The organism is Kribbella sp. VKM Ac-2566, assembly GCF_004366005.1.
GTDB classification, from domain to species: Bacteria; Actinomycetota; Actinomycetes; order Propionibacteriales; family Kribbellaceae; genus Kribbella; species Kribbella pratensis.
Map to the genome: position 1 here is coordinate 361,406 of NZ_SODT01000010.1, position 14,708 is coordinate 376,113.

A 14,708-nucleotide genomic window follows, 5' to 3' on the forward strand; every position below is an offset into this window, starting at 1 on the left:
TGCCGGTCGGTTTCGTACGGGTCACCTAGGATGCGCAGCATGCCGAACCGCCGCGAGTCCGATGTCGTCAAAGCCGAGCTCGATGAGCTGATGCGCCTGTTCTTCAGTGCGTTCACCAACACCGACGGGCCGCCCCGCACGGACCGCATCCACGAGGTGTTCATCCCGGAAGGGACGATCATCAGTCAGACCGGCGACCGGACCGTCGTCTACGATCTCGGCTCCTTCATCGCACCCCGGCAGCAGATACTCACCGATGGCACGCTGGCCGAGTTCGCCGAGTGGGAGGTCGGTGAGCAGACCCAGATCTACGGCTCGATCGCCCACCGCTTCAGCGAGTACCGCAAGTCGGGCGTCCAGAACGGCCGGCGGTTCGAGGGCGGCGGGCACAAGACCATCCAGTTCGTCCGCACACCGGCCGGCTGGCGCATCAGCTCGATCGCCTGGGAAGACGACGACCCCACCAGCTAGGCGTACGTCGCCCCCACTCGGAGGTAGCGGTGGGGGCGACGCCGCGGATCAGGTGAAGATGCTGACACCACCGGGTCCGACCAGGAGGCCGAGCACGATCAGCGCGATACCCCAGATCATCTGGCCACGGAACAGCGACACGATCCCGGACACCACGAGGATCGCGGCGATGATCCACAGAACGAGTCCCATGGTCTTCCCCTTTCCACAGCCGGGCACGACCCGGCAGGCTGAATCCCCGAGTAGCCACCCTCCGGTGCCCGCGCCGTGCCCGGGCAAACCCTGGCCGTTTCGGCAGCGGGCAGCCGGATACCGGACCACCATGCGCAGCGCCACCTGATCAGTTCCCGATCACAGGAGGAGCCGATGTTTGCCATGGTCATCGACCCGGAAACCATCCCGCCGCCGCCGGATCCACCGGACCCGCACGAGCCGGTGCCGCCGACCCCGACCCGTCCCGAACCGCCCGAGCCACCCGAGCCGACCGAACCGCCGCCGCCACCCACCGAGCCCGCACCCGTCTGACTCGGCCGTGACCTCCGGACGCCAATCGGGTACCGGACCAGGAGTGGAGGTGAGTCACATGTACGACGTGATGATTCTGGTCGAGGAAGAACTGAGCGTAGCCGACGCGGAACAGATCGTGCAGCTGTTCGCCGACGCTCCCGATCGAGTGAAGTTCCACGTGGTGATTCCCTGCGAGGACGCCAAAACCCAGGTGGAGACGTCGCTGGCCGACCTTGCCGGATCGGATCTGTTCGGCATTACCACACAGCGGTACGCCGTCCGCGCCGACGACGAGGTCCACGTAGCAGCCGAGGAGGCACAGCGTGCCGTCGACGCCGAGGCCACTGAGGCACTGAACCGCAGCGTCGGGCGCCTGCGTTCGTTCGATCGCGAGGCGGAGGGCCTGATCACCCGCCGGCACCCGATCGACGAGCTGGCCGACTACATCGAGCGGGTGAACGGCCAGGAGGTCGTCGTACTCACCCGGCCGCACGTGATCGCCGAGTTGCTCCACGTCGACTGGTCGGCGCAGGCTCGCCGCCACCTCGGCGTACCCGTGCTCCACCTGCTGGAACAACATCGAGACAGCATCAGCGAGCGCACAACGTAACCGAACGCAACCGAACGCTCTGCAACTTCTCGATAACCAGTCTCCAGGGCATTGTCTGGGAAATCGATTTCTGCCACACTCCCTCGCGTGAGCAGCGTTGTAGGACCCAAGCGTCAAGGGAGCATCGGCATGCGTCAACGGAGACTCAGGATCGTCGCAGCAACAGCCGTGGCCGCGTTGATCGCCCTCGCGGGCTGCAGCTCGAACAACGGCAACTCAGGGGGCTCCGGGGGTAGCGGAGGACCGGCCGAGATCACCTTCTGGCAGTCGCAGTTCGAGCCGTACCAGCAGAAATGGTTCAAGACGTACGTCGACAAGTTCAACGCGTCGCAGACCGATGTGAAGGTCAAGTACCAGGTCGTCCCCGGTGACACGTGGCAGCAGAAACTCAAGGCCGCGCAGGCCGCCGGCACCCAACCGGATGTCGCGACGACGAACTACGGCGGCATTCCCGCCGGCGTTGCGAACGGCCAGTTCGCCGAGCTCGACAAACTGCTGCCCGACAAGGCGTGGAGCGACATCAAGTCGAACGTCGGGGGGTTCGTCCAGGTCGACGGCAAGCACTACGCGTACCCGATGCTCGTCGAGCCGTCGACGGTGCTCTACTACCGCACCGACCTCGTCAAGGCCGCCGGTCTCGACCCGAATGCGCCACCCAAGACCTGGGACGAACTGCTCACGTGGGCCGAGAAGCTGACCAAGGGCAAGGTCAAGGGCATGAGCATCGCCTCCGTCGCCACCGACCTCGGCTGGTCGAGCTGGGGCCTGCAGTACAACGCGTGCGGCCACCTGCCGATCAACGACGACTGGTCCGCCGCCAACGCGAAGGACCCGTGCTACACGAAGCTGTTCGAGTTCTACCAGACCCTGTTCCAGAAGGGCTGGATTCCGCAGCAGCCGAAGGTCGGCTATCCGGACGCGACGCCGTACGGTCAGGGCCAGGTCGCGATGATGGCGAACGGCTCGTGGGCGGTCGGCCAGCTCAAGCAAACCTTCCCGGCGATGATCAAGAACACCGCGGTCGCTCCGTTCCCGTCCGTCGACGGCGATCCGAGCAAGCCGACCGCGACGCTCGGCGGCTGGACCCTCACGGTCGACGCCAAGTCGAAGCACAAGGAGGCGGCGGCGAAGTTCATCGAGTACCTGCTCGCGGGCGACCCGGCGATCATGGCCGATTTCTTCCGGCAGAGCGGCTTCTCGAAGTACACCGTCCGTACGTCGGTCGACCAGGCGCTCGCCGGTGACCCGGCGGCCACGGCCGACCCGTTCATGAAGATCATCAGCGACAAGGTCGTCGCGACCGGCAAGGCCGAGCCGGCGTACCCGTTCGACATCTCCCTCGCCTTCGCGACCGCGATCGAGTCCGTCATGAAGGGGAAGTCCGACATCCCGACGGCGACGCAGAAGGCGAGCGACGCGATCGACCGCGTCATCAAGCAGCAGCGCCTCAAGGGCACGGCACCGAAGGGCTGACAGGTATGTCCATGATCGACACGCCGGCGCAGCCGACGGCCCAGGCCGGTGCGGCGACCGACCCGGGCCGTACGTCGCGCCGACGGCGCCGGCGTCCTCCGAAGATCACCGAACAGGTCCCGCGGCATCTGCGTGCGCATCTCACGGCGTACCTGATGATCACGCCGATGGTCGTGCTGCTCGGCATCTTCGTCATCTGGCCGCTCGTCTACGCGTTCTACCTGAGCTTCTTCGAGATGAGCTTCTACAAGGACGCCGAGTTCGTCGGGTTCGACTTCTACAAGTACGTCCTCACCGACCCTGAGTTCTACGAGTCGCTCCTGGTCGGCCTCAAGCTCGCCTTGATGGTCGTGCCAACCATCCTGGTGCTGGCCCTGCTCCTGGCGAGCTTCCTCGCGACGCTGTCGAAGCGGATGGCGGCCTTCATGAAGACGACCGTCTACGTGCCGGCCGTCGTCTCGAGCGTCGTGGCGGCGATCATCTTCGTCTTCATCTACCAGGACGAGGGTTTCGCGAACTGGTTCATCGGGCTGTTCGGACAGGGCCCGCTCGCGTGGCTCAACACGGCGTCGACGGCGCTGCCGGCCGTGGCGGTCCCCGCGATCTGGCTCGGCTTCGGCGTCTCGACGCTGATCATGCTCGCCGGCATCCTCGACATCCCCGAAAGCTACTTCGAGTCGGCCAGGCTCGACGGTGCGAACTTCTGGCAGCGCACCCGCTACATCACGATCCCGTCGCTGCGCAACGTCATCCTGTTCCTGCTCGTCTCCGGCCTGACGCTGACGATCCAGGAGTTCCAGCTGCCGCTCGTGATGACGAACGGCGGCCCCGTCAACGCGACGAACACGCCCAACCTCTACATCTTCAACAGCTTCCGTGACGCCACGCCGTACGCGACGAGTTACTCCCTGACCGCGGCGCTGCTGCTGTTCCTCGTCATCGGCACCATCTCGCTCGTCATCTTCCGGGTCGTCGGCTCCGAGAAGTCGTCGGACGCCTGAGGTGGCGTCACCGAAAGGACCCCGATGAACCGCTCGTGGTACGCCCCGCGCCGGCTCCTGTCGTACCTGCTCGTCGCCGGCATCGCCGTGACCGCGCTCTTTCCGCTGGCGTGGATGGCGATCTCCGGGTTCAAGGGCCAGGACGAGGTGCTGCGCAGTCCGTTCCAGTTCTTCCCCGACGTCTGGCGGATCGACAACTACCGCCTGATCCTCGCGGATCCGGCGTTCGTGCGCGCCATGGTCATCACCTTCGTCGGCGCCGTCATCTTCACTGTCGCGAGCCTGGTGGTGAACTCGATGGCGGCGTACGCGTTCGCGCGCCTCGACTTCGCCGGGAAGCGGCTGTGGTGGCTGGTCTGCATCACGCCGATGTTCGTCCCGGCGATGGCGATCCTGCTGACGTCGTTCGTCGTCGTGAGCAAGCTCGGCATGCTCGACACCCTGGCGGTGCTGATCATCCCCGGCGTCGCGGCGAGCGCCCAGATGTTCTTCCTGCGGCAGTTCTACCTCAACATGCCGGCCGCGGTGGAGGAGGCCGCGCTCATCGACGGCGCGACCCGCTGGCAGATCTTCCTGCAGATCTTCGTGCCGCAGTCGCTCGGGCCGTTCGTCGTCGTCGGCATCGCCTCGTTCCTCGGATACTGGAACTCCTACGTCTGGCCGGTGCTCGTCGTGTCGAACCCCGACCTGACCCAGATCATGCAGTACCTCGCGACGTTCCGCTCGGCGCGCGGCAACGAATGGGGCATGCTGATGGCCGGATCGACCCTGGCAGCGCTGCCGACGATCCTGCTCGTGCTCATCTTCCAGCGCTACATCGTCAACGGCGTCCGCCTCGCAGGTCTCAAGTGAGAGCCTTGAGCAGGGCGGTGGAGAACGCCGGGAGATCGTCCGGATTCCGGCTCGTGATCAGGTTGTCGTCGGTCGCGACCTCCTGATCGACCCAGGTGGCTCCGGCGTTGCGGAGATCGGTCTGCAGACTGGGCCAGGACGTGAGCGTGCGCCCACGCACGACGCCGGCCTCGACCAACGTCCACGGAGCGTGGCAGATCGCTGCCACCGGTTTGCCGGAGGCAACAAAATCCTTGACGAAGGCAACAGCCTTCTCGTCGCGCCGCAAGGCGTCCGGATTGGCGACTCCACCGGGCAGCACGAGCGCGGCGAAGTCGTCGACTGCCACGTCGGCGACAACCTCGTCGACCGGCAGCTTGTCCGCGGCCGTCAGATGGTCGAACGTCTGCACCTCGCCGCTGTCCGGACTCACCAGAACGGGCTCGTGCCCGGCGCTCTCGACAGCGGCCCACGGCTCGGTCAGCTCGACCCGCTCGATCCCTTCGGCGGCTACCAGAAAAGCGATCCTGCCCACTGTGTCCTCCTCAGTCATCCGATTGTCAACACCCTGTACCCACACGAGCTAAGGCGTCACCATGATCTGGGCGGCGTTCGCCTTCAGGGAGGCGTTGGCCCAGCGGAGTTGACGCAGGGTTTGGGGATGGCAGGTCTTGGTGAGGGTGAGCAGCTCGGTGTCCTTCAGGGCCTGGGCAGTCTGGGCCAGGACCTCCCAGTCGAGTGACACACCCGCCGCCTTGCGGTGGATCTCTCTGAGGTCCTTCAGGAGCAGGAGCGACGGATCGTGGAGCCCGCCGATCAGCTCTGCACCCTTCTGCCGGACGGTCGCCAGCAGGCTTGGTTCGTCGTGCGCCTCGGCGTCCAGGTCGACTTCGTAGTTCTTGCCGTGCTTCGCGAGCTCCCGCACGTGGTTCTGCGACCACCTGGCCAGATCCCTGCCGAGGTAGAAGATCTCATGATCGGACTTGTGCCGGCTGGACACCTGCAGCAGTTCCGCGGCCAGGTCGTTCTCCGCGCGGTGCAATTCCCGGATCGCCAGGCCCACCTTGTTCGTCATCGCTCGTCCTCCTTCGCCGGGAAGTGCTCGAGAACCACGGCGTCGGTCCCACCTCGCGTCGGTGATACGCCGGCGACGACCGGCTTGGACGCCGTCGTGGTCGGCGCCGGCGAGGGCGCGTTCCCCACGCCGATCCGTTCGACCCTGGCGGCCGCGCACTTGAACAGCGGCTGCTTCGAGCACGGATCCCAGTCGGTGGCGGTCAGCTCGTTCGCCGCCCGGGCCGACCGCTCGTCGGGCGCGTCCCAGTACCCGTAGTGGAACGGCAGGAACAAGGTCGCCGGCCGGATCCCGCTGATCCGCAGCCGCGCCCTCACGCTCCCCCGCGACGTGCTGATCCGCAGGAGATCGCCTTCGTCCCATCCCTGCAGCTCCGCGTCGTACGCCGACATCTCCACCCAGACCTCCGGCGCAGCGTTCTGCAGCTGCCGCACGCGCCCGGTCTTCGTCCGCGTGTGGAAGTGGTACAGCGTGCGCCCGGTCGTCAGCAAGTACGGATACTCCGATGTCGACGGCTCATGCAGCTCCAGGTATTCCGCCGCCTTCAGGACCGCCTTCCCGGACGGATTCATCGCCTTGTACTCGACCGGGTCCAACGGCGCGCCCGTCACCAGATCCTTGCCATAGCTCTCGCAGTACGACGGTTCACTCCAGAACTCGCCATTCGTATAGATACGCTCGGTGCCGTCCGGATGCTCCGCGTTGCACGGCCACTGGATCCCGCTCCCACCCCGCAGCTTCTCGTAGCTCAACCCGCTGTAGTCGCACGGCCGCCCCGCGCTGCACTCCTTCCATGCCTCGAACGCGCCTTCCGCGTCGGTCCACTTCACCAGCGGTTCGCCGTCCTTGTCCGTCAGCTCGAGACGCCGGGCGTAGTCGAGGAAGATGTCCAGATCAGCCCGCGCCGTACCGGGCGGCTCCACGGCCTTCTCCGACAGATGCACGGTACGGTCGGCGTTCGTGAACGTGCCGGTCTTCTCGCCCCAGGTGGCCGCCGGCAGCACCACGTCGGCCAGCTCCGCGGTCTCCGACAGGAAGATGTCCTGGACGACGAGGAACAGCCGCTCCTGGCTGAGCAGCTTCCTGACCCTGGCCAGCTCGGGCAGCGACACCGCCGGATTGGTCCCGCTGACGTAGAGGAAGCGGATCGACCCGTCCTCGACGTACCGCAGCATCTGCATCAGGTGCGTCGGCTCGGAGTAGTGCGGGATCTGCGTCGGGTCGACGTTCCAGACCTTCGCGAGGTCGGCGACCTGGTCGTCGTTCGCCCAGTTCCGGAAACCCGGCAGGTCGCCGTCGGCGCCGCACTCCCGGGTGTTCTCCGCGGTCGGCTGGCCGTTCATCTGCAGGATCCCGCACCCCGGCCGGCCGAGCATCCCGCGGAGCAGGTTGACATTGTTGACCTGGACCGCGGCTGCCGTCGCCTGGTGAGACTGGTAGAAGCCTTGCAGCACCGTCGACAGCAGCCGTTCCGCGGTGCCGAGCAGCCGGGCCGCGTCGCGGATGTCACCAGGCGGTACGTCGCAGATCGCCGCAGCCCACTCCGGATCGCAGTCCGCCACCTGTTTCGCGAGTTCGTCGTACCCGATCGTGTGCCGGTCGACGTAGTCGCGATCGATCCACTCGTTCGCGATGATCTCGTGCAGGATCGCGTTCATCAGGGCGACGTTCGTCCCGGGTTTCGGCGCCAGGTGGATCGTCGCGGCGGCGGCCACCGGCGTACGGCGCGGATCCACGCACAGGATCTTCGGCGGGTTCGGGCCGGCGAGCCGGTCGAGGATCCGGGTCCACAGCACCGTCTGGGTCTCGGCCATGTTGTGGCCGTAGAGCGCGATCACGTCGGCGTGATCGACATCGGTGTACGAGCCAGGCTGACCGTCGCACGCAAACGTTTCCTTCAGCGCTGCCGCCGCGGTCGCCGTACAGAGTCTGGTGTTGCCGTCCAGGTGATTGGTGCCGATACCGCCGCGGGCGATCAGCGCGAGCGTGTAGTACTCCTCCAGGAACAGCTGGCCGGTGGTGTAGAAGCCGACCGAACTCGGGCCACGCTCGGCGAGCAGGTCCCGCGTTCGCCCTGCCACCGCCGCCATCGCAGTGTCCCAGTCCGTCTCCACGAGTTCCCCGTCCCGGCGGACCAGCGGCGTCGTCAGCCGATCCGCCGAGTTGTTGGCCTGGTAGCCGAACAGGTCCTTCGGCCCCAGCCGGCCGTGATTCACCCGGTCGTCGGCCCGGCCCCGCACCCCCACGATCCGGCCGTCCTTGACCGCGATGTCCAGCCCGTCACCGTTCGAGTGCAGGATGGTCGCGGACTGTACCCACTCGTCGACATCGGCCGGACGCACTCCGTCGTCCAGCCGCAGGTCCACCCGCACCGGCCAGAACTCCCCCGGTCCGTACGCCGCCCGTGTCCCCCACGGCTCCGCAATCCGATCGATCTCTCCCATTTCGCTCTGGTGCCCTCGGCGTACCCCTCGAAACGGCTTCCCCTTCTGGGTTCGGCGCGTGCTGCGGTGCATGATAGGGACGTGACGGACACAGGCCGGCGAATCACGGGTACCGAGGACGATGCGGGCGAACCTTCGGCGCGGACAGACCTTGTACCGGCCGCTGAAGGCTTCTCCCGGCTCGCTCTGGAGATGCACGAAGCGGAGGGTGTGGAAGAGACTGTCGAGGCACTGGTCGAGTTCGCGTTGCAGGCGCTGAACTGCGATTACGCCGGCGTGGCACTGCACACGGCCGGCAACCGGCCGGAGGTGCCCGCCGTCACCGATCCTGTCGTCGCCGAGATCTACCGGTTCCAGCTGGCCGGCGGGGACGGACCGTTGGTGGAGTGCATGCGCGACCGTGCCACCGTCTCGATCCCTGATCTCGTCCAGGAGACCCGCTGGCCGGAGTGGACCAAGAAGGTTCTCGGCCTCGGGGTTCACAGTGTTCTCGATGTCCCGCTGTGGACGGGGTTCGGGGCCGTCGGCGTTCTGGGCCTCTACAGCCATCAATCGGCAGCCTTCGGGCCGGATGAGGAGGCCGTCGCCCACATCCTCGCCCGGCACGCCGCGGTCGCGGTCGCGACCGCGCGCCGCGAGCAGAACCTGATGGTCGCGGTCGACGCCCGGAAGCTGGTCGGCCAGGCGATGGGGATCCTGATGGAGCGCTACGACCTGGACAGTGACCGTGCCTTCCAGGTCCTCAGGCGCTACTCCCAGGACACCAACACCAAGCTCCGCGAGGTCGCTCAGCAATTGATCGACAGCCGCCGCCTCCCCACCGTCTGACCGGCGCATGAATCGTTCGGCCGCGGGTACTGCTGGGCTACGCGGACATCGGGCCGCGGAGCTGGTGGCCCCGTCCACGGCGGACTCCTGTCAGGGGCCACCAGCAACTACTTGACGGCGGGTAACGCGATTCACACACCGGAGGAGGCAGTGATGCCCGGAAAGTCGGCGAACGTCAAGAACGAGAAGCAGTACGAGGCGCTCAAGGACAAAGGAATGTCGAAGGAGCGCGCTGCCAAGATCGCCAACGCGCCCAAGTCCAGCGAGCACGGCGGAAAACAGAGCGGCAAGGGCGGCAACAGCAAGCAAGGCGGTACGACGGCCCAGAAGAAGGAAGCCGGCCGCAAGGGCGGGAAAGCCGCCGCCAAGAAGTCCTGAGTTCAGCTGCCGTCAGCTCTCGGCGTCGTGGTCGGCGTCGTCGTCATCGGAGAATCGCAGGCGCCGGCTGATGATCTGCTCGGCGACGTCGGCCAGGGTCGTGTTGTGGGAGAAGGCATGCGCCCGCATCAACGCCATCGCGTCGCTGGGACTGATCCGCAACTGCATCAGCACCATGCCTGTGGCCTGATGGATCTGCGCGCGCGTCGACCACGGCCCGGGCTCGAGTTCCGACTCGACCGGTGGCGGTGGCTCCTTCATGAGCGCGGCCCCGATCGCATCAGCCAGGAACTGCGCGCGGTCACCGTCCGGCAGGTCGCCGTCGTTCTGGTGAACCGTGACTACGCCGATCGTGCGCTGACCAGGACGCATCGGTACGGCGTACACGGTCCGGGCACCCGCCACCTCGCGGGCCGCCTCGGTGAACAACGGCCATCGATCATGATCGACACGCAGGTCGGTCGCCATGGCGGTCTCGGCCTTGTACGCAGCAGGGCCCGGGCCCTCGCCCAGCACATCCTGCAGATCTTCCAAACGCGCCGCCACGTCGTCCGTGGCGCACAGCGTCACGCGGCTCGGCTCGGTATAGGAAAGGGTGATCGCCGCTCCGTCACCACCCACGAGAGCCAGAAACGCGCGGCAGAGACGGGTCACGAGCGACAGCTCCGGACCGTCCTCGGCGATCTTCCTCGCCAACCGCGCCAGCAAGGCCGTCCGATCCACCAGATCCATCTGCCTCATCCCCGAATATCGCCGGCCCCCTCGACACACACCGGTCACCGAAGCGCAGCTTGGCCACCTCGTTGCAGGCGACCCGCCTGCTCGGCGTCAGCTAGCTCGGCTCGGAGATGTCGCTGACGGTCCCGCCGGCGCGCCCGGGCATCGCCTGTACGACGTCCGCCTGGGCCAGCATCCCGACGAGGTCATGACCGTCGATGACCGGCAGGCGGCGTACCTGATGCGCTTCCATCGTCTGCAGCGCCTCCTCGATGCTGTCGTCCGCACCGATCGTCACCGGCTTTCCCTGCCCGAACGAACCAGCCGTGGCCTTCGTCGGATCGCCTCCGTCGGCGATGCACTTCACGACGATGTCACGATCGGTCAGCATGCCCTTCAGCCGGTTGTCCTCACCGCAGATCGGCAGCGCCCCGACATCCAGATCCCGCATCTTCCGCGCCGCCAGGACCAGGGTTTCGTTCTCGCCGACACACTCCGCACCCGGCGTCATCAAATCCCGTGCAGTCGTCATGTCATCACCCTCTTGAGCAAATTCTTCCCTGATACTCACGCGGTTCCCACCGCCACGAGCAGGCATGCGCTTCGGAATTCGTCGCCTGCCGCAACCCCGGGGCCGCGCAACGCGCTGCTTCAGCCGCCGGCGTCGGACAAGAAGCGCCGCGGATCGCCACCCGCGCTCGCCGCCGAGGACAGCCAGGCCTGCAAACCTTGCGGATCACGCCGTTCGAGTTCGTCGAGGCAGCGTTGGCGCGCCATCACCACGCGAAGGCGCGCCGCACTCGAGGTCGCACGGCTCAACTCGCCGTAGCTCTCGATCCATTGCCTGCACAGCTCAGCCGTACTGGCGGATGTCGGCGAGGGTCCTGACCTCGGGCGGTCCCAGCCGAGCCTCCGCGCGTACCACCCTATTGCCGCCGGGAAGCCGGCGGCCAGGAACGCCAGAACCACCAACGCCCCGAGATCGATGAAGACCGCAGCCGCCAGGGTTGCGATGACACCCAGGTACACAACGAGCACCAACGCCGCACTTCGTGTCGGTGAAGGTTTGCCGTCGTCGGTGACCAGCTTCCGCACCGAGGACGCCAGCCAGAGAACCACCGCCGGAAGCCCGAGGGCGATCCAGACCGCGAGCGGAAGAACGACGGCGCCGGCGGCAGCACCCAGTACGATCCAGAGGCCTGCGATCGCGCGCCAGATCCATCGATACGCCCCCATGGCCGCTAGTCCTGATGGCTTGGCTGGGAGCGCTCGCACGGCAGGCACAGCCTGATCGTCGGGATCGCTATCAGCCGGTAGCTCGGGATTGCCTGCCCGCAGAGTTCGCAGACTCCGAAGGTGTTCCGGGAGAGGCGGAAGAGTGCGGCGTCGATCTCCGCCAACGCCCGCCGCGCGCCGGCCGTCAACGCGGCTCGGACCTCGCCGAGAGCCGTTGAACACGGCGCCTCGGCCTGGTACGACAAGCTGATGAGTTGCTCCAGCCTGAACTGCCGCTCCTGCTCGAGTTCCCGACGGAACCACTCCAGGTCGAGAGAGCGCTTGCCAATCGGTACCTGATCCGAAACGACCATCGGCCCTATCTCCTCATCGTGCAGGACGCACACCGGCAGGTACCCAGGCCGGATCAGGTCAATTCGCAGACCGCTGCAGCCGCGCGTAGAGGAGTTGCAGGAAGTCGGAACCGGCGGTCGCGGTGAGCGCCGAAGCCGCCACGCGGGTGACGCGTGGTGCGAAGAGGAAACCGATGCTGAACGCTGTCGCGACCCAGATCGCCAGGCAGAACGGGCAGGTCACCAGCTCCCCGACGGCATGCTGAAGCGACCCTTCGGAGCGGACCTCCTCCATGACCTCGGCCGGTCCGCCGGGTTCGCGATACCGGGTGAACGGCATCCGCAGCGGGCTGGTGACCGCATCCTTGCTGACCAGCCGCGCGAGTTTGTGGGTGCCTGCCGTCATCAGCAGCAGGTCGTACGGCGAGATCCGCCGGCCGTTCGTCCCTCGGACCGCGGCGACCGCCCCCGCGATACCCACCAGAGCGCCGAACAGCGTCATCAGCACCGCATAACCACCCAGCGGCCGGTCGGCTCCTTGCCGGTACTCCTCAGCCTCCGAACGGACAGTTCCTGACATCGTGGTCACCTCAAGTCGTGGACGCCCGGCCGGTACCCGTGGGTCCGGCGCAGAAACGCGCGTATCGATGTCTGGCGGCGGGTACTGCGAGGGCTACGCAACGACGAAAGGCACGCGATGAGCAGCGATCCGAGGACCAGGTACGCCGGACCTGAGCAGCAAGAGCCGCAGAAGCAAGAGCATCCCGGGCATGGCGGCGCGATGACGCCTGAGCCCGACTACGGCGAGAAGACCTATCGCGGCAGCGGGAAACTCGCCGGCAAGCGGGCGCTGATCACCGGCGGCGACTCCGGCATCGGGCGCGCCGTCGCACTCGCGTTCGCGCGGGAGGGCGCGGACGTGATGATCTCGCACCTCGAAGCCGAGGAACCGGACGCCGGCGAGACCTGCCGGCTGGTCCGCGAGTCGGGGTCGACGGCGGCCGCACTCGCCGGCGACATTCAGGACGAGCAGCACTGCAAGCGACTCGTGGAGCACTGCGTGGAGGAACTCGGCGGACTCGACATCCTCGTCAACAACGCGGCGTACCAGATGTCGCGTGAAGGGATCGCGGACATCTCCACCGAGCAGTTCGACCAGGTGCTGAAGACCAATGTCTACGCGATGTTCTGGCTGTGCAAGGCAGCGCTTCCCCATCTGTCGGAGGGGTCGTCGATCATCAACACCACGTCGATCCAGGCGTACGAGCCGTCGCCGAATCTGCTGGACTACGCGACCAGCAAGGCCGCGATCCTCAACTTCACCAAGGGACTTGCGCAGGAGTTGGCCCCGAGGGGCATCCGGGTGAACGCCGTCGCGCCGGGGCCGGTCTGGACGCCCCTCATTCCGGCGACCCTGCCCGCCGACAAGGTCGGTGAGTTCGGCGCCGACACACCACTCGGACGAGCCGGCCAACCTGCCGAACTGGCACCGCTGTACGTGTTCCTCGCCTCGGACGACTCGACGTACGTCACCGGCGAACGCATCGGCGCCACCGGCGGCCGCCCGCTCCCCTGACGTTCGTCAGGCAAACCGCCGATTGCAGGCATACCGCCGAGGGCACCGGAGCGGTATGCCGACTACAACTGAACGCCCTGAAGAGGTCGGGGACCTCCGACTGGCGACCGTCTGCGTGAACGCCACCGACATGGATCGCGCCGCCGACTTCTGGTCCGCGGCGCTCGGGTACGAGCGGCCCGCACGGATCGGCGCCGACGACCAGTTCGCCAGGCTCGAGGATCCAGCCGGGACGGGGCCCGCGGTGCTCCTGCAGCGGGCACAGGACATCCCCTCCGTGCCGACGCCCGTACATCTCGACCTGTATACCTCGGACCGCGATGGCCACATCGAGCGCCTCCTCAAGCTCGGCGCCACGCGGGCGGAGGACTGGCCGTACCCCGAGCGCCACGACTTCGTCGTACTTCGTGACACCGAGGGCAACGAGTTCTGCGTGATCGCGGTTCCACCGCCCAACGGCCAGTCCTGAGGGCCTGCCGGTTTTCTGGGGTGTTCCGCGGGTACCGGATCATTTTCCGCGAGTGATCGGAGCGTTCGATGTCGATCTGGCAGCGGTTCAAGCGCTGGCGCCTGTCCCACACGATCAACGAGGCCGACGCGCCGGCCGACGACACCACCGCGATGACGCGGGCCACGGGCGGAAACCCCGACCACGGTACGCCGACCACGACGGGCACCGGCACCAACGCCGAGTTCGTCGGCCGCGTCGCCGGTGACGACACCGACGCCGAGGAGACCGGGGCCGAGCGGCGGGCGGAGCATCGCGCGCACCCTGCCGACGGGTGACCTGCCGGCCTGGCCTGTTATTGCCGGCTTGCTATTGCCGGCTTGCTATTGCCGGCTTGTTATCGCTGGCTTGTTATTGCTGGTGGTCGCGTCGTTCGGCTTCGGCGTCGCGTTCCTCGTCCGGTGTGGTTCGTTGGGTCAGGTCGATGCGACGGGTCCGCATCAGGTAGAGGGTTCCGCCTCCGACCAGGGCGACGACGACCACCACGGCCACCACCACCCAGATCGCACCGTCGTAGTCACTCGGGCTGGAGTCCGAGGCGCCCGGCGGCTGGGGTCGGCTGGAATTGGTCGAGCCCAGGGTCGGAGACGGTGTCGGAGCGACCGCCACTTGCACGGTCGTGTCCTGTGCGTGCGCAACCGCAGGGGCCGAGGCAACGAACGCGAGGCCCAGCACCGCGGTTCCGGCCAACAATCGCCATGCTGCGCTGATCATCCTTTCC

21 protein-coding genes are annotated in these 14,708 nt (G+C 67.0%); 11 read left to right on the forward strand and 10 right to left on the reverse strand.

Features of this window, described 5'->3' with window-relative positions; translation table 11 throughout:
* The first annotated feature begins 39 nt into the window (after nucleotides 1–39).
* Nucleotides 40–471 (forward strand): DUF4440 domain-containing protein, encoded by a 432-nt coding sequence (locus EV647_RS20115; protein ID WP_202876241.1) that lies wholly within the window; start codon nucleotides 40–42, stop codon nucleotides 469–471.
* 48 nt (nucleotides 472–519) lie between these two features.
* Here the strand turns inward: EV647_RS20115 and EV647_RS42095 are convergent, their stop codons facing one another.
* Nucleotides 520–663 (reverse strand): GPGG-motif small membrane protein, encoded by a 144-nt coding sequence (locus EV647_RS42095; RefSeq protein WP_166658681.1) that lies wholly within the window; start codon nucleotides 661–663, stop codon nucleotides 520–522.
* 174 nt (nucleotides 664–837) lie between these two features.
* Here EV647_RS42095 and EV647_RS42100 point away from each other — a divergent pair, with 174 nt between their 5' ends.
* From EV647_RS42100 to EV647_RS20135, 5 genes are all read left to right on the forward strand, one after another.
* Nucleotides 838–996: a hypothetical protein gene (locus EV647_RS42100; protein WP_166679742.1), complete on the forward strand. Its 159-nt coding sequence runs from the start codon at nucleotides 838–840 to the stop codon at nucleotides 994–996.
* Nucleotides 997–1,054: 58 nt separating this feature from the next.
* Complete coding sequence (locus EV647_RS20120) at nucleotides 1,055–1,588, forward strand: hypothetical protein (protein WP_134005074.1); 534 nt, start codon at nucleotides 1,055–1,057, stop codon at nucleotides 1,586–1,588.
* A gap of 129 nt (nucleotides 1,589–1,717) precedes the next feature.
* Complete coding sequence (locus EV647_RS20125; protein WP_134005076.1) at nucleotides 1,718–3,061, forward strand: extracellular solute-binding protein; 1,344 nt, start codon at nucleotides 1,718–1,720, stop codon at nucleotides 3,059–3,061.
* A gap of 11 nt (nucleotides 3,062–3,072) precedes the next feature.
* A complete protein-coding gene (locus tag EV647_RS20130; protein WP_238177303.1) occupies nucleotides 3,073–4,062 on the forward strand; it encodes a carbohydrate ABC transporter permease in 990 nt (329 codons plus the stop codon).
* 24 nt (nucleotides 4,063–4,086) lie between these two features.
* Nucleotides 4,087–4,914 carry a carbohydrate ABC transporter permease gene (locus EV647_RS20135; protein ID WP_134005079.1) on the forward strand — a complete coding sequence of 276 codons (828 nt, stop codon included), beginning with the start codon at nucleotides 4,087–4,089 and terminating at the stop codon, nucleotides 4,912–4,914.
* On the opposite strand, the gene EV647_RS20140 is transcribed toward EV647_RS20135, so the two are convergent.
* From EV647_RS20140 to EV647_RS20150, 3 genes are read right to left on the reverse strand one after another with little or no spacing between them, the layout of a single operon-like run.
* Nucleotides 4,907–5,428 (reverse strand): type 1 glutamine amidotransferase domain-containing protein, encoded by a 522-nt coding sequence (locus tag EV647_RS20140; RefSeq protein WP_305000141.1) that lies wholly within the window; start codon nucleotides 5,426–5,428, stop codon nucleotides 4,907–4,909. The two genes, EV647_RS20135 and EV647_RS20140, sit on opposite strands and share 8 nt — an antisense overlap.
* Before the next feature lie 48 nt (nucleotides 5,429–5,476).
* Nucleotides 5,477–5,968, reverse strand: coding sequence for a hypothetical protein (locus EV647_RS20145; protein WP_134005083.1), 492 nt, complete (start codon nucleotides 5,966–5,968; stop codon nucleotides 5,477–5,479).
* Complete coding sequence (locus EV647_RS20150) at nucleotides 5,965–8,412, reverse strand: molybdopterin oxidoreductase family protein (RefSeq protein ID WP_134005085.1); 2,448 nt, start codon at nucleotides 8,410–8,412, stop codon at nucleotides 5,965–5,967. The genes EV647_RS20145 and EV647_RS20150 overlap by 4 nt, the downstream gene beginning before the upstream one ends.
* An 81-nt stretch (nucleotides 8,413–8,493) precedes the next feature.
* Here EV647_RS20150 and EV647_RS20155 point away from each other — a divergent pair, with 81 nt between their 5' ends.
* Both EV647_RS20155 and EV647_RS20160 read left to right on the forward strand, forming a co-directional pair.
* Nucleotides 8,494–9,240, forward strand: coding sequence for a GAF and ANTAR domain-containing protein (locus tag EV647_RS20155; RefSeq protein ID WP_370343532.1), 747 nt, complete (start codon nucleotides 8,494–8,496; stop codon nucleotides 9,238–9,240).
* Nucleotides 9,241–9,393: 153 nt separating this feature from the next.
* Entirely contained in the window at nucleotides 9,394–9,618 is a 225-nt protein-coding gene (locus EV647_RS20160; RefSeq protein ID WP_134005087.1) for a hypothetical protein, read from the forward strand.
* 12 nt (nucleotides 9,619–9,630) lie between these two features.
* On the opposite strand, the gene EV647_RS20165 is transcribed toward EV647_RS20160, so the two are convergent.
* From EV647_RS20165 to EV647_RS20185, 5 genes are all read right to left on the reverse strand, one after another.
* A complete protein-coding gene (locus EV647_RS20165; protein ID WP_166679741.1) occupies nucleotides 9,631–10,350 on the reverse strand; it encodes a GAF and ANTAR domain-containing protein in 720 nt (239 codons plus the stop codon).
* 100 nt (nucleotides 10,351–10,450) lie between these two features.
* Nucleotides 10,451–10,867, reverse strand: coding sequence for a CBS domain-containing protein (locus EV647_RS20170; RefSeq protein WP_133786872.1), 417 nt, complete (start codon nucleotides 10,865–10,867; stop codon nucleotides 10,451–10,453).
* A 119-nt stretch (nucleotides 10,868–10,986) separates the two neighbouring features.
* Complete coding sequence (locus tag EV647_RS20175; RefSeq protein ID WP_134005091.1) at nucleotides 10,987–11,571, reverse strand: hypothetical protein; 585 nt, start codon at nucleotides 11,569–11,571, stop codon at nucleotides 10,987–10,989.
* Between the two features lie 5 nt (nucleotides 11,572–11,576).
* On the reverse strand, nucleotides 11,577–11,924 hold the full coding sequence (locus EV647_RS20180) for a TraR/DksA family transcriptional regulator (protein WP_134005093.1): 348 nt from the start codon (nucleotides 11,922–11,924) through the stop codon (nucleotides 11,577–11,579).
* A 58-nt stretch (nucleotides 11,925–11,982) separates the two neighbouring features.
* Entirely contained in the window at nucleotides 11,983–12,483 is a 501-nt protein-coding gene (locus tag EV647_RS20185) for a DUF1360 domain-containing protein (RefSeq protein ID WP_134005095.1), read from the reverse strand.
* Between the two features lie 117 nt (nucleotides 12,484–12,600).
* Here EV647_RS20185 and EV647_RS20190 point away from each other — a divergent pair, with 117 nt between their 5' ends.
* The 3 genes from EV647_RS20190 (at nucleotide 12,601) to EV647_RS20200 (ending at nucleotide 14,265) form a co-directional block, all read left to right on the forward strand.
* On the forward strand, nucleotides 12,601–13,479 hold the full coding sequence (locus EV647_RS20190) for an SDR family oxidoreductase (protein WP_134005097.1): 879 nt from the start codon (nucleotides 12,601–12,603) through the stop codon (nucleotides 13,477–13,479).
* A 55-nt stretch (nucleotides 13,480–13,534) separates the two neighbouring features.
* Complete coding sequence (locus EV647_RS20195) at nucleotides 13,535–13,948, forward strand: VOC family protein (protein WP_134005099.1); 414 nt, start codon at nucleotides 13,535–13,537, stop codon at nucleotides 13,946–13,948.
* Nucleotides 13,949–14,016: 68 nt separating this feature from the next.
* Nucleotides 14,017–14,265, forward strand: a complete 249-nt coding sequence (locus EV647_RS20200; protein WP_134005104.1) for a hypothetical protein — start codon at nucleotides 14,017–14,019, stop codon at nucleotides 14,263–14,265.
* Between the two features lie 73 nt (nucleotides 14,266–14,338).
* Here EV647_RS20200 and EV647_RS20205 read toward each other — a convergent pair whose 3' ends face one another.
* Nucleotides 14,339–14,701 (reverse strand): hypothetical protein, encoded by a 363-nt coding sequence (locus tag EV647_RS20205; protein WP_134005106.1) that lies wholly within the window; start codon nucleotides 14,699–14,701, stop codon nucleotides 14,339–14,341.
* Nucleotides 14,702–14,708: the final 7 nt, after the last annotated feature.